This window comes from Undibacterium sp. TC4M20W, from assembly GCF_049340245.1.
In the GTDB taxonomy this organism is placed as follows: domain Bacteria; phylum Pseudomonadota; class Gammaproteobacteria; order Burkholderiales; family Burkholderiaceae_D; genus Undibacterium.
Genome location: NZ_JBMPPI010000009.1, coordinates 82,989 through 97,182, shown reverse-complemented (window position 1 = coordinate 97,182; position 14,194 = coordinate 82,989). Strand labels below are relative to the sequence as shown.

The 14,194-nt window shown below is 48.9% G+C and carries 14 protein-coding genes; 8 read left to right on the top strand and 6 right to left on the bottom strand.

All coding sequences use genetic code 11. From position 1 onward, the window contains the following. Window positions 1-4 precede the first annotated feature (4 nt). From ACO0LL_RS13440 to ACO0LL_RS13420, 5 genes are read right to left on the bottom strand one after another with little or no spacing between them, the layout of a single operon-like run. The gene (locus ACO0LL_RS13440; protein WP_422951352.1) at window positions 5-1,231 is read right to left on the bottom strand and encodes a methyltransferase domain-containing protein; all 1,227 of its coding nucleotides are present in this window, start codon (window positions 1,229-1,231) and stop codon (window positions 5-7) included. Beyond that, window positions 1,228-1,806 (bottom strand): dTDP-4-dehydrorhamnose 3,5-epimerase family protein, encoded by a 579-nt coding sequence (locus ACO0LL_RS13435; RefSeq protein ID WP_422951351.1) that lies wholly within the window; start codon window positions 1,804-1,806, stop codon window positions 1,228-1,230. The genes ACO0LL_RS13440 and ACO0LL_RS13435 overlap by 4 nt, the downstream gene beginning before the upstream one ends. Further along, window positions 1,803-2,882: a CDP-glucose 4,6-dehydratase gene (rfbG, locus tag ACO0LL_RS13430; protein WP_422951452.1), complete on the bottom strand. Its 1,080-nt coding sequence runs from the start codon at window positions 2,880-2,882 to the stop codon at window positions 1,803-1,805. The genes ACO0LL_RS13435 and rfbG overlap by 4 nt, the downstream gene beginning before the upstream one ends. Continuing rightward, a complete protein-coding gene (rfbF, locus tag ACO0LL_RS13425) occupies window positions 2,876-3,646 on the bottom strand; it encodes a glucose-1-phosphate cytidylyltransferase (RefSeq protein ID WP_422951350.1) in 771 nt (256 codons plus the stop codon). The genes rfbG and rfbF overlap by 7 nt, the downstream gene beginning before the upstream one ends. A 2-nt stretch (window positions 3,647-3,648) precedes the next feature. Further along, window positions 3,649-5,847, bottom strand: a complete 2,199-nt coding sequence (locus ACO0LL_RS13420) for a tetratricopeptide repeat protein (protein WP_422951348.1) — start codon at window positions 5,845-5,847, stop codon at window positions 3,649-3,651. Between the two features lie 399 nt (window positions 5,848-6,246). On the opposite strand from ACO0LL_RS13420, the gene ACO0LL_RS13415 reads away from it, so the two are divergent. The 8 genes from ACO0LL_RS13415 (at window position 6,247) to ACO0LL_RS13380 (ending at window position 13,640) form a co-directional block, all read left to right on the top strand. Beyond that, window positions 6,247-7,734 (top strand): flagellin, encoded by a 1,488-nt coding sequence (locus ACO0LL_RS13415; RefSeq protein ID WP_422951347.1) that lies wholly within the window; start codon window positions 6,247-6,249, stop codon window positions 7,732-7,734. A gap of 100 nt (window positions 7,735-7,834) precedes the next feature. Continuing rightward, entirely contained in the window at window positions 7,835-8,218 is a 384-nt protein-coding gene (locus ACO0LL_RS13410; protein WP_422951346.1) for a flagellar protein FlaG, read from the top strand. 120 nt (window positions 8,219-8,338) lie between these two features. Continuing rightward, window positions 8,339-10,351, top strand: a complete 2,013-nt coding sequence (gene fliD / locus ACO0LL_RS13405) for a flagellar filament capping protein FliD (RefSeq protein ID WP_422951345.1) — start codon at window positions 8,339-8,341, stop codon at window positions 10,349-10,351. A 43-nt stretch (window positions 10,352-10,394) separates the two neighbouring features. Continuing rightward, window positions 10,395-10,865 carry a flagellar export chaperone FliS gene (fliS, locus tag ACO0LL_RS13400; RefSeq protein ID WP_422951344.1) on the top strand — a complete coding sequence of 157 codons (471 nt, stop codon included), beginning with the start codon at window positions 10,395-10,397 and terminating at the stop codon, window positions 10,863-10,865. 6 nt (window positions 10,866-10,871) lie between these two features. Continuing rightward, the gene (locus ACO0LL_RS13395; protein ID WP_422951343.1) at window positions 10,872-11,207 is read left to right on the top strand and encodes a flagellar protein FliT; all 336 of its coding nucleotides are present in this window, start codon (window positions 10,872-10,874) and stop codon (window positions 11,205-11,207) included. A gap of 5 nt (window positions 11,208-11,212) precedes the next feature. After that, a complete protein-coding gene (locus ACO0LL_RS13390; protein WP_422951342.1) occupies window positions 11,213-12,544 on the top strand; it encodes a flagellar hook-length control protein FliK in 1,332 nt (443 codons plus the stop codon). Beyond that, window positions 12,531-12,842 (top strand): EscU/YscU/HrcU family type III secretion system export apparatus switch protein, encoded by a 312-nt coding sequence (locus ACO0LL_RS13385; RefSeq protein ID WP_162058745.1) that lies wholly within the window; start codon window positions 12,531-12,533, stop codon window positions 12,840-12,842. Before ACO0LL_RS13390 ends, ACO0LL_RS13385 begins: the two co-directional genes overlap by 14 nt. A gap of 36 nt (window positions 12,843-12,878) precedes the next feature. Continuing rightward, entirely contained in the window at window positions 12,879-13,640 is a 762-nt protein-coding gene (locus ACO0LL_RS13380) for a flagellar brake protein (protein ID WP_422951341.1), read from the top strand. Window positions 13,641-13,770: 130 nt separating this feature from the next. On the opposite strand, the gene fliE is transcribed toward ACO0LL_RS13380, so the two are convergent. Beyond that, window positions 13,771-14,124 carry a flagellar hook-basal body complex protein FliE gene (gene fliE, locus ACO0LL_RS13375; protein WP_422951340.1) on the bottom strand — a complete coding sequence of 118 codons (354 nt, stop codon included), beginning with the start codon at window positions 14,122-14,124 and terminating at the stop codon, window positions 13,771-13,773. Window positions 14,125-14,194 lie beyond the last annotated feature (70 nt).

Sequence of the window (14,194 nt, the reverse complement as noted above, 5' to 3'; positions counted from 1 at the left end):
GCTCTTACAACACCGTTAATTGAGGAATCGCAACGACGAATTGCGCCCCCCAGCTTTTTGCCTGGGCCAGGTCTTGCATGATTTCTGCCTGCAAATTCCAGGGCAAAATAAGGATGAAATCTGGTTTATCTGCCAGCAAATGCTGAATATCAACAATAGGTATATGGCTGCCAGGCATGAATTTACCTTGCTTATGGGTGTTGATATCTACAACATACGGCAAGAGATCAGGCCTGACACCAGAAAAATTGAGCAGAGTATTACCTTTGGCCGCTGCACCATAAGCTGCTATGCGCTTGCCATTGCGTTTTGCATTGAGCAAAAACTCCAGCAATGCAAACTTGGCAGATTCCGCCTTTTCCTGTGCTGCCTCATAAAAGCCGGTACTGAGAATACCCGCTGCCTGCTCTGCTTGCAGTATTTGCGTGACACTGGCTTTTTCTTCTCGATATCTGATGTCCATTCTCTGCGCAAGTACACGCAGGCTGCCGCCATGCGTTGGCCACTCCTGCACATCGAATACATGCAAACCATTTTTTGTAAACACTGTCCTTACCGCATGCAGTGACAGATAAGAATAATGTTCATGGTAAGCAGTATCAAACTGGTTTTGCTCCACCATATTCAACAAATGTGGGAATTCAAAACTGGCGACACCTTGCTCGCTTAAGAGCAAGCTAAAGCCAGCGACAAAATCATTAATGTCAGGCACATGCGCCAATACATTATTTGCCACCGATAAATCAACGCGCTGACCACGTGCCAATATCTCCTTCGCCAACTCCACACCAAAGAAGCGCTCTATGACATTGATGCCTTTTTCCCTTGCTGCCGCGGCGGTGCTGGCAGTTGGTTCCACACCAAAACACGGGATGCCAGCCTCCTGTACGTACTGCAATAAATACCCGTCATTTGCCGCAACTTCCATCACAAGGCTTTGCGAATTCAAGCTCAAATCCTGATGCATCGTTTCAACAAATTTCTTCGCATGGGCCAGCCAACTGGAAGAAAATGAACTGAAATAGGCGTAGTCGGCATCGAATAAATTTTCACGCCCGGTAAAATCCAGGGTTTGTGCCAGCCAGCAAGCATCACAAACCATTACTTTCAAAGGCAGCCAGATTTCAGCCTGGCTCAGGGCTTCTGGTTTTAAATAGGCATTCGATGGTGGTGCTGAACCAAGATCGAGAAAGGTTTGCGTCAATTCATGCGCGCAATGCCGGCACTTCATACAATCACTCCTTGAAATTCTTTGCTTAACATGGGCCAGTTACGGTCTTTATCCGACATCTCGGTTACCCCAAAAGGCCACTCTATTGCCAACCGGGCATCAAATGGATTTAATCCCATTTCATCTGCCGATACATACGGCTTGCTATGACAATATAGCATTTCAACCTCATCCGACATGGTTTGAAAACCATGGGCGAAACCGGCAGGTATCAAAAACGAGCGCTGATTCGCTTGTGACAACAACACAGCATGCCATTGCAAGAAAGTGGCTGAGTCAGCGCGCAAATCTACAGCGACATCCAAGACCTCGCCTTTCATGCAGGTAATTAATTTCATTTCTGCACTGGGGGGCAATTGCAGGTGCATGCCGCGTATCGACCCCTTCACCGAAGTATAGGTATGATTTACCTGCGCTATAGGTTCATGCCAGCCCAATTCAGCCAAATCTGTTGCACAAAACATGCGCTGAAAATAGCCGCGCTGATCACCCAGCACTTTTCTTTGTAACAGGTACAGGCTATCCAGAGGCGTCGATAAAATTTCAAAACGGCCTGAGGCTGAGATTTTCATCATGCATTACCTGCCATGAAAGCGGCGATATCCTGGTCACATAATTCTGCCGCAGGCTGGCCTTGCGCAAAATCACGGTACCAGTGCATGCTGCGACTGACCGCCTGCTCAAGATTCCAGCGAGGGACAATTCCCAGAGTCTGCCTCAATTTGCTGGCATCCAATGCCAATAAGCCCGCTTCATGCGGGCCAACAATATCAGTGGCAAATTCAGTCTGCCCACTGCCGTAAGCAGCCTGAGCCAGCTCTACCACTGTTCTGACACTTGCAGCATCATCGGGGCCTATGTTCCAGGCATGGCTGGCCTGTGGATTAGCATGGGCGTACTGGGCAAGACACAGATATGCTGACAGCGGTTCCAGTACATGTTGCCATGGCCGGACAGAGTCGGGGCGGCGAATCTGCAAAGTCTGCCCGCTTTGCCAGGCTTTTACGGCATCTGGCAGCAATCTGTCTTCAGACCAGTCACCCCCACCTATCACATTCCCGGCCCTGGCTGCCAACACGGCAGTGCCCTGCCCGGCCAGAAATGAAGCGCGATAGCTTGCCAGCACCAGCTCTGCTGCAGCCTTGCTCGCACTATAAGGATCATGGCCACCTAATTCAGCGGTTTCTGGATAGGGATGGATCTGCTCAAGATTGCGATAAACTTTATCTGTCGTTACGATCAGTGCAAGTTTTACATCGATGCGCCCCCTGATTGCCTCCAACAGATTGGCGGTGCCCATGATATTGCTGGCAAAAGTCGCCAAGGGTTCACGGTAACTAGCTCGCACCAGGGCCTGCGCAGCCAGATGAAATATAAACTCTGGCTGACATGCATTCACCGCTGCAGTCACAGCATGAATATCGCGTATATCGCCAATGTGACTGCAGACCTTGTCTTCAATCTTCAGCAAATCGAACAGATTGGGTTCGGTTGCCGGAGCCAAAGCCAGACCATGTACCACGGCACCCATGCCAGATAGCCAGTGTGCCAGCCAGGCTCCCTTAAAACCAGTGTGCCCGGTCAGCAAGATACGGCGCCCGCGCCAGAAGGCGGGCTCAACGATGCTTGTTTGTGTGGGGTGATTTACCATACTCGCCAAGGTGCTTTTCCAGATTGCCACAAGTCTTCCAGCAGATTTTTTTCACGCAGGGTATCCATGGGCTGCCAGAATCCACTGTGCTCGAATGCCATTAATTCCTGTCGCTTTGCCAATTCGGCAAGTGGCGCTGCTTCCCAGCTAACGCCATCATTATCGATAAAATCCAGTACTTTGGGAGACAGCACGAAATATCCGCCGTTGATCCAGCCGCCATCACCACGCGGCTTTTCGATAAAACCGGCAACCTGATTGCCGTCACGTTCCAGTGCGCCATAGCGTCCTGGCGGAAGAACTGCTGTAACGGTAGCCAGCTTGCCGTGCTGCTTATGGAATGCGATGGAAGCAGCAATATCCAGATCTGCAACGCCATCACCATAGGTAAAGCAAAAAGCTTCCTCGCCCTGCAAATAACGGGCGACGCGCTTGAGACGGCCACCGGTCATGGTGTCTTCCCCAGTATCTACCAAGGTTACCTTCCAGGGTTCAGCATGGTGCTCATGCACTTCCATACTATTATTCTGCATATCGAAGGTGACATCTGACATGTGCAGGAAATAATTGGCGAAATATTCCTTGATCAGATAACCCTTGTAGCCACAACAGATGACGAATTCATTCACACCATGCGCCGAGTACGACTTCATGATGTGCCAGAGTATGGGGTGCCCGCCAATTTCTATCATGGGCTTGGGCTTGAGGTGGGTTTCCTCTGAAATACGGGTACCAAGACCACCGGCTAAGATAACTGCCTTCACTCTTACTGTCCTTCACAATAAATTTGCCACATCTGGCGATAAGCTTTTTCGACTGAACGAGCGAATGCCGGTTCGTTCATGAGCAAGGATTGCTCCATTTCCTGGCGCAAACCAGCTCTTAAGCTACGCAAACGATCCAGGTCGTGCGCCAGAATAATTGCTTTTTGCGCATATTCATCTTCAGTATACGCTTGCCATTCTTCATGACCAATCGCAGTCAGAATACTTGCACCGATACGGCCAACAGAAGGCCGGTCTGCCAGCGAGATGAATGGAATGCCCATATATAAGGACTCCAGCAAGGTCGTTCCTGAATTATGCGGGAAACAATCGAGACTGATATCTATATGTTTCAGCACTTCCCAGGAGGGCGTGGTGAACCCTATGTGCAAACGTGAGCGTTCAATACCATAACGCATGAACCGTGACGCCATTTCATCCTGCACCTGAGGATCTTTAAAGTCGCCACTATTGATAATCAATTGGGAATTGGGCATCGCATCCAATATGGTTGCCCAAACACGCACAACACGGTGATTAATCCTGGTGGAACGTGACAAACTGCCAAAGGTAACCATGCCGGTCTGTTCAAAAGGCGAAGGTGTCAGTTCTGCCTTGCGCGTGTCGGGCCTGTATACATAGGCAGGACCATCCAGACACCATACTTTCTCTGAAAATAAATGGGCGCAATTGTCCGTAATTGTGGGCTTGTCAGTCAAGTAATAATCGATCGCACTCAAGCCAGTTGTATAACCATATTCCAGCCAGTGCAAGGAAACAGGAGCTGGTTTGCGCGCAAAGACCGGTAAACGATTGCCATTGGTATGGCCTGCCACATCCACCAGAACATCAATACCATCGGCACGAATACGCTCGGCCAGCGCCTCATCCGTCAAATCCCGGGTTGGCACCCAGTGATCTACCTGCTTCTTATAGTAATCAGTCACCTCATCCTCGAAAGGTGGATTTGCATAGGCATAGACCTCAACCTGATCCTTGTCATGCGCTTCTATCAGCGGCAGCAGGAAATACTTGCAAACATGATTATAAAAAGCTTGCGTCACATAACCTACCTTGAGACGCCTACCCGGCACTCGGGCATTTTCAAATTTCTTCCATGTTGCCTTGAGCGGCGCAGTAAAACGCAAATCAAATTCATGATAAGCGTTATAAATCACCTCAGGCGTTAAATCCGGATGGTAATTCAGACAAAATAACAGGTTCGTGTATATTTTCCGATTGAAAGAAGACAGGCTATCCTGCTTGAAAGACAGGGCCTTGATATAAGCTTCGATCGCCGCATCCAAGTGGTTTGCCTCGCGCAAGGTGTCACCATAAGCCCCCCAGATTTCAGGAATATCGTGGGTCAGCGTCAGCGCATGCTGCCCGCACTCTATGGACTCCTGCACTTGCCCGTTCTGACGCAGTGCATCAATCAGATTAGGATAAACCTGCACCAGCTCTGGCTGCAGTTGCAAGGCGTACCGGTATTGTGTGATGGCAACGCTATACATACCGTGCTCGCGATAAGCGAGGCCAAGATTATTGTACAGATAGGGCAAACCTGGGTCTAATTGAACTGCTTTCGATATACTCGCTATTGCCTCCTCTGTCTTGCCTATGAAACGCAGTGCATTTCCCAGATTATTGAGGCCAACAACCATCTCTGGCTGAATTGCCAGTGCTTTCTCCAGATACACGATGGCATCAGAACAACGCTCAAGAGCAATCAGCACGTTGCCCATATTGGCAAGTATGTGTGGGTTATTTGGTAACAAGGTAATAGCCTTGCTTAACACGTCAAGTGCTTGCGGAAACTTGGCCTGCTCTATCCTGGCTACACCTATATAGTCCCAAACGATACCGTCCCGTGGCAAATAAGTTGATAGCCAAAGGCCGGCCTCTTCCAATTGGGGGTACTGTTTCGCCAGTAAGTATTTATTGAATATGCCGAAAGCAATCTTCCTGTTGTCAGGAAAATGAGGCATGACGTCAAAAGCCAGCTTCAGATATCCCATGGCTTCGTCACTCTGATCCGCGTCACCAGCCATTCTGGCCAGGGCATATAGGGCTTCCGCGTGGCGCGGAAAATGCCTGATGATAGTCAGGCAGCCTTGCCTGGCATCGGATACAGAACCAGCATCGAAAAGTCGATGAACATCGCGCATTGCTTTTCGCGCATCAAAACTCGTTTTTGCCATGTCCAGTCCCCAGGTCAGCTTTTTATCATTAAACTTTTTTACAATTGCCTCATCTGACTTACAAATTAAGTAAGCAAAATGATTAAAACTGCATGTCCAGACTGGAAAATACCAGAAACCACCATGCTCAGGCTTATTTTATAGCCAATGATTTTGTTTCCATGTGTTAAATAAAGCCCCAAAACTAAATCAAATTAGACCCTAAAGTATTTTAAAAAAGCGCCGACAAGCGGAATGGCTAAAAAAACTTGAGCGAAAAAAATAAGATTTATTTTCAGAAACACGCTAAAACTTTTTTAGTCTCTACCGATACCCTTTACAACGGCGGTCCAATAGTCAGCACGAAAGACCAAAGTTTCAGGCTACTACGCCAATTTGAATAACTTAGGGAGAATTACCATGGCTGTTATTAATACCAATATTGCATCGCTGAATGCACAACGTAACTTGACTACATCGCAATCTGCGCTGAACACATCCCTGCAACGTCTGTCTTCCGGTCTGCGTATTAATAGCGCTAAAGATGATGCTGCTGGTCTGGCTATTTCCGAACGTCTGTCTTCTCAAATCGGCGGCTTGAATCAAGCTGCACGTAATGCGAACGACGGTATCTCCCTGGCGCAAACCGCTGAGGGCGCATTACAACAAATCGGTTCCAACTTGCAACGTATCCGTGATCTGGCCGTACAATCTGCCAACGGCTCCAACAGCGTTTCTGATCGTGCCGCTCTGAACAACGAAGCAAGTCAGCTGATTTCTGAGATCAACCGCGTTGCCAGCAGTACTAACTTCAACGGCGTGAACCTGCTTGACGGTAGCTTCTCTGCACAAACTTTCCAAGTCGGTGCCAACGGTACAGCAAACGATCAAATCAGTATCGCTTCCATCTCCAGCGCAAAATCGAGCGCCCTGGGTGTTGGTGCATCTTCCAGCTACGCAACAACAGTTGCCGGTGCCGGTGCAGTGACTACTACAGCCCTGGCTGCTGGTGACTTGTCCATCAATGGCTACCAAGTTGGCGCCTCTGCAGCAGATGGTGTTTCTTTCTCCAACTCTACAGCTAGCGGCATCTCCAAAGCAGCAGCAATCAATGCAATCAGCGGCAGCACAGGTGTTACAGCAACTGTTGGTTCAACAACTATTGCAGGTACTGCAAGCACTTCCGCAACAGCCATTGCTTCTGGCGACATTACTATTAACGGCGTAAATCTGGGTGCCTTGAATGCATCTACTTCCGGCGCACAACGTGGTGCTCAAGTAGCTGCTGCAGTTAATGCAATCAGCACACAAACAGGCGTTACAGCAACATTCAACACATCAACTGGTGCAGTTGCACTGGCTGCTGCCGATGGCCGTAACATCACTGTAACAGCCAGCACAAACGCTGCCGCTGCCGCTGCAAATACAGGTATTACCGTATCTGCAACAGGTGCAACTGACGTAAGCACTTCAACACTGTCCCTGACCTCCACTAGTTCTGCTGGTATCACTCTGGCTAACGGTACTGGTACTGGTTTGACAGCTGCCAATCTGACAGGTGCCTTTACTTCTGCTTCGGTGACCGTTGGTGCAGGTGTTTCCTCTCTGAACCTGGGTACAGCTGCCGGGGCCACCGCCGCGCTGACGACCATTGATGCGGCCTTGCAGTCTATCAATAGTTCCCGCGCTTCTCTGGGTGCGTATCAAAACCGTTTCTCTTCCGCGATCGAAAGTTTGCAGACTAACTCTGAAAACTTGACAGCATCCCGCAGCCGTATCCGTGATGCAGATTTCGCCCAAGAAACAGCGTCTCTGACACGTGGTCAAGTGTTGCAACAAGCTGGTACAGCGATTTTGGCTCAGGCTAATGGCTTACCAAACGGCGTTCTGGCCCTGTTGCGTGGCTAATAGAAGTAGGCTTATGTAAATTAGGTCTATACTTAAAGCATAAAGCATGTCCCCCTGGTCATTTGTTTGATCAGGGGTATTTTTCTTGAAGGAAAAGATCATGGACATCCGGTCGATAGGGAGTGCATCTCCATCAGGACAACTGATCACTGACCGTGCAGTAGGCCCCGATACCAGCTCCCCCGTTTCAAGGTCTGCCGCAACGTCAACGCAAACCATTGATGCCGTCAAGGCAACCTCTTCTGCATCCGCACCGCCAGAATTCGATAAAGTGACTAAAGCTGTCGATGATATCAACAAGACAATCCAGTCTCTGTCACAATCACTCGAATTCAGTGTGGAAGAACATAGTAATAAAGTCGTCGTGAAGGTGGTTGATCTGCAAACCAAAGAAGTTTTACGCCAGATTCCGTCCGAGGAAGCCCTTGAAATCTCGCGCTCTCTGGATAAACTACAGGGTTTACTGATCAAACAACAAGCGTAATTAGCTAATCATATAGTCAGTCCTGCATCTAAGTTTTAAATTGGCATGTAAATTCCCCTCTAAAGTCTGGTTTGTCTTTGCCGATAATTTAGTACAGTACGGTCTGACAAGGGGAACAATGTGGGCATACAATCGACAGGCTTAGGCGCCAATCTGGACGTCAACGGTCTCATTACCAAATTAATGCAGGTGGAGAGTCAGCCTCTGACTACACTGGCGAAGAAAGAAGCCAGTTTTCAGGCAAAGCTGTCTGCTTATGGCACGCTTAACAGCGCGCTCAGCGTTTTTCAGTCCAATGTTACCGGTCTCAGCAATCTAGGCACTTTTCAGTCGCTTACTGCTTCTGCAGGCGACAGCTCAATTTTGTCTGCCACCACCACCAGCGTTTCTACTCAAGGTAGCTATAACGTCAATGTCACCAAGCTGGCACAGGCGCAAACCATTTCCAGCGCTGGTCAGCTCAGTTCCACGGCCAGTATAGGAAGTGGCACCAGCACGACCATCAACTTTGAATTTGGCACCATTGCTGGCGGCACTTCTGCTAATGGTGTGTATACGGGCTCTACCTTTACCCAGGATGCGACGCAGTCAATCGGCACAGTCACTATTGATGGTGCCAACAATTCTTTGCAAGGCATCCGTGATGCAATTAATGCCGCAAAGGTAGGCGCAACTGCCGCCATTGTTGGTGACGGTAGTGCCACACCTTACCATCTGGTGCTCACTTCTGCCAAAACTGGAGCGACCTCCAGCCTTAAAATTTCTGCAACGGGCGATGCCGCCATCCAGAGTCTGGTTAATTACGACCCTGCCGGCACACAAAATCTTACTGAAACCACCACTGCCCAGAATGCGGCACTGACAGTCAATGGTATTGCGATTTCCAGCACGTCCAACGCAGTAACGGGTGCCATACAGGGTACTACCCTGAACCTGAGTAAAGTAGGTACGACCAGCCTTGGCCTGAGTGCCAATACCAGTGGCATACAATCTGCCATTAACGGCTTTGTCAAAGGTTACAATGACTTTCAGGCAACGTTAAAAACCTTGACCGGTTACGATGCCAGCACCAAAAAAGGTGGCATTCTGATTGGCGACTCTACCGCCAGGAACGTACAAAGCCAGGTCAGATCGACACTCAGCACAGCTGTCAACGGCCTGGGTGGGAATATCACCAGCCTTGCCAGCATAGGCATCAATTTTCAAAAAGATGGCACACTTTCGGTCGATTCGACGAAACTCAGTGCTGCCTTATCGACGAACTACAATGAAATCAGCGGTTTGTTTGCCTCCGTTGGTAAAGCGACGGACAGCCTGGTCAGTTACAGCAGCTCTACCAGTGCAACCAAGCAAGGTGCTTATGGCCTGGAAATCACGGCCATTGCTACGCAAGGTGGCTTGCAAGGCGATCTGGACCTGAGTACCGGCAACACAACTATTGCAGCCAGCACTGCCATCAATGTCACCCTGGATGGGAAAACATCTCTTGTGTCACTGGCCGCTGGCACTTACACAGCGTCTTCGCTGGCAACCTTGCTGCAAACCTCAATCAACGGAAACTCTACTTTCAAAGACAATGGTTCAACTGTCACCGCCACCATTAACAGCGGCGGCAAGTTGCAATTGCAATCAACCAAGTATGGCAGTGCTTCGAATGTAAGTCTGGCAGATGGCACCGGTACTGGTGCAGCCAGTTTTACCGGCACCGTCCTCAACGGCTCGGCTGGCGTGGATGTGGCGGGCAAATTGAATGGCATTACAGCGGCTGGCAGTGGTCAGTTCCTGACAGGCGCCACTGGCTCTGATACCGAGGGCTTGAAAATATTGGTCAGTGGCGGCTCTCTGGGAGCCCGCGGAACAGTGAATTTTTCCAGGGGTTACGCATCCCAGGTATCGTCTTTGCTATCTACTGTGGTTGGCACTTCCGGCTCGATATCGAGTGCTACAGATGGTATCAACCGCAGTATCAAGGACATAGGCAAACAAAGAGATATTTTGAATAGCCGCCTGTTCGATACAGAAGCACGCTACCGGGCGCAATTTACAGCCCTGGACTCTATTGTAAGCAGTTTGAATAATACAAGTTCATTTCTTTCACAACAACTGGCAGCACTGACGTCAAGTACGAAGTGAATGTAGTTAGCAGTATCAATAATATCAGAGAGGATTAATCGCTATGTTTGGCTCATCTCAAGTACGTGGTGCAAATGCCTACGCAAAAGTAGGCATAGAGACTGGCGTGATTGCTGCCAGTCCCCATAAATTGATCGTGATGCTTTTTGAAGGAGCAATCGTAGCGATCTCCAATGCATCGCAGCACTTAAGCAATGGTGAAATAGCCTCAAAAGGTCAGTCAATTTCCAAAGCAATTGCCATTATTGAAAATGGACTGCGTGCGAGCCTGGACAAAAAAGCCGGTGGTGAAATAGCCAATAATCTTGATGCCCTTTACGAATATATGAGTGCCCGTTTAATCCGTGCCAATCTGGATAATAACGAAGACATGCTCAATGAAGTAAAAAACCTCTTGCGAGATTTAAAAACTTCATGGGAAGCCATTGCCCCAAACAATGAAGCTGTCGCAGAAGCACCGAAAATGAATATGGACCCATTGTCCCCTCGTCCTGCCAACTTTGTTGAGGCTTGAATCAAGATGAATAGTCTGGAACTAATCTCATTGTATGAAAATGTCGCTACCATTACTGGCGACATGCTGGAAGCAGCTCGCTCAGGCGACTGGGAGTTATTGGAAAAACTGGAAAATGACTGTTCTACACGTGTCCAAACCATACGTGAGAGCGAAATCCCTTTTGACTTGCCTGCTGATATGCGCGACAAAAAAATTCGCATCATCAAGCAAATCCTTGCTGATGACAAAGAAATTCGCGACATTACCGAACCTTGGATGGCGCAGTTGTCTGATCTGATGAAGAACTCCAGCACCAACAGAAAACTATCCAATGCTTATGGTGCAGGTAATACAGCCTGATTTTTATGGCTACCCCACTCGATAGTCTGTCAAAACAAGTCGCCAATATCGAGGCACCTACCGCTGCACTATCAATTAGCGAAACCAGACAGGACATCACTCCCAAGCTTGCGCAGCTAGTCACGGGGCAGCTACTTAAGGGTGAGGTTTTGTCGAAGTTGATGGATGGCAGCTTTACTGTGCGGGTAGCAGGAATTACTGCCAAGATGATGCTGCCGGAAGGAAGCAAGACGGGCGACCAGATTCCTTTGCGTCTCATAGCGACCGAACCTCGTCCGACCTTCCTGCTGGAACGTGATGCAGATCCACACTTCCCTGCCCCTCTCCCGCAAAATTACGCGGCAGGCACAGAAAAACGTCCACAACTGCCTGCAAACAATTATCTTGGCGCAGCAACGGACGAAGTTAAGACACCGACGCCCCAAACCGCCAACAGAACGGTCCTCACCGAACCCGGTAGTAAAGCCGATACGGCCAGTATAGTCAACTTATCGGTCAATGATGCAGGTAAGAAAATCACCAATGACACCGGTGTCAGCGCGCCCAAAATCGGTATCCAGGACGTAGCCACAGCCAAATCGGCTGAAGTCAATTCCAAGTCCATTATCAATAACAATAATGTCATTGATACGACACCTGATCATCTGAGCAGCGCACCGACATCATTAAGCAGCACAGGCAAATTCATTACACAAATTTTGCAAACCGCCCCAAATCAGGGCGAGAAACTGAGCATTGCAAGCCAGACACCAGTGCTTGCAGCACCAGCAGAATTAAAAGACACCGCTACTACAGCCACCAAGCTTCAACATCAGATCAACACCAGCGGACTTTTTTATGAGTCCCATGTTGCAGAATGGGCACAGGGCAAACGGCCTATCAACGACATCAAGGCTGAGCCCCAAGCGCAAATTGGCTCCACAGACATCACTGCCGGCAACTCCGCTACAGCTTCAGGCCAGCTCAACAAAGAAATGGGCCAAATAATTCACCAGCAATTAAATGTTCTGGAGCAAAATATCGTACGATGGCAAGGAGAGCTTTTCCCCGGGCAAAAAATCGAATGGGAAATAAAAAAGGAAAGCCAGGGCAATCAGCATCAGCAGGAAATTGAGAATGTAAACTGGCAATCGGTGGTTCGCTTTGATCTGCCCAATCTTGGGCCAGTGACGGCCACTATCAATCTGCAGTCAAGTAATCTGGGCCTGTCCTTACGGGCTGAGCAAAGTAGCACTGTCTCCGCCCTGAAGGATCACGCGAGTGAACTGGCAGCTGCCATGCAGGTGGCCGGTTCACCGCTGATGTCTTTTGTGGTGAATAAAAATGAGCGCAGCTGATCCTCCAGTCAAACCAGTACAAAATGCCGTTGCGCTGGCTTACCAGAATGGTGATGCAGCGCCTAAAGTAGTTGCCAAGGGCAAAGGTTTGATTGCCGAAGAAATCATTGCCAGGGCAAAAGAGCATGGGGTGCATGTGCATCAGTCCAAAGAGCTGGTTTCTTTGCTCATGAAAGTCGATCTTGACAGAGATATTCCTCCAGCCCTGTATCGGGCAGTTGCAGAACTGCTCGCTTGGCTTTACCATATTGATACGGAAAAGTCTGAGACAATTTCGGAGACTTCAGGGCGACAATAAAATAACAGCCCCCATTTTAAATACGACTATAAAAATATGCCATCGACACCTCCGAGTCTGGGTACAGAAAATCAAAGCCCGTTTCAAGTTGATTCCCGCCGGGAAATCATCGGTTTGTTGCGCGGCCTGAAAGAAAGCAAGCAATTGATCAGTATGTTGATCAATAGTGGCTCGGAAGTATTCATTACCTCCATACTTGACGTCGATGACAGCAGCAATCTGGTGACCATAGACAGCGCTCCTGGTCAATTGGCAAATCAACGCATCATTGAAGCACCCAGGGTGTCGTTTGAAGGCCTGCTAGACAGGATCAGCATACAGTTTTCTGCATCGAATCTTGAACGCATAGAATTTGAAGACCGTCCTGCACTGCAGTTTGAGATCCCGACAACGATGATACGCCTGCAAAGGCGAGAATATTATCGCATCAACACCCCGCTATCCACGCCTATCCGGGCGCTGATACCAGTGCATCTGGAAGAACGGCAGGAAACATTGAAACTTGCCCTGGTAGATATCAGTTGTGGTGGCATAGCCATACTGGATGAAAGAAAAGTCCTTGATAGCACCATAGGCACCATTTATGAGCATAGCAAACTGGATTTGCCAACTATAGGCCTGGTGGATGTGATATTGCAAATCCGCAATTCTCAGGATCTGGTCCTGTTGAATGGCAAGTCTAACCGGCGCTTGGGCTGCCAGTTCATTAACATGTCAAATAGCGTCCTGGCAAGCGTACAGCGCTATATCATGAAGCTGGAGCGGGAACGCAATGCCAAGTTGACTGGCATACGCTAAAAAATAAGCTAAATAGTTAGCCAGATAATTGCAAAAACAAGGCCCGATTTCCAACAATCGGGCTTTATTTTTTTAAATCCATGCAGATACAAGCGTCAGGGACTAGTCTGCTGCAAGTCTTGCCAGGAAGCTATATCTGCATATTCATGATGTCATGATACGCCGATACCAGCTTATTCCTGACCTGCACGGTGGTCTGGAATGAGATATTGGCTTTTTGCATGGAAATCATGACATCGGACAAACTGACTTTATCATCGCCCATGGCAAACTTTTGCCCCAGTTGCTGTGAACTGACCTGCGACTGATTCACACTTTCCAGCGAAGCCTTTAATGCCTCTGCGAAATCCAGCCTGCCAGGCGGTGCTGCGCTATCTGCCTGGCTTACTCCCAGGCCTGAACTTGCCTCCATCCTCGCCGCAGTTGCCTTTAATTGTGCAACCATGGCTTCTATGCGGCTGGAGTCTATGCCCCCCATTTTCATTTGATCACCTATCTTGTGGACTTTCACATTTGCTACATTAACAGCCAGATGGCAAATGGGAGCTTGGAAA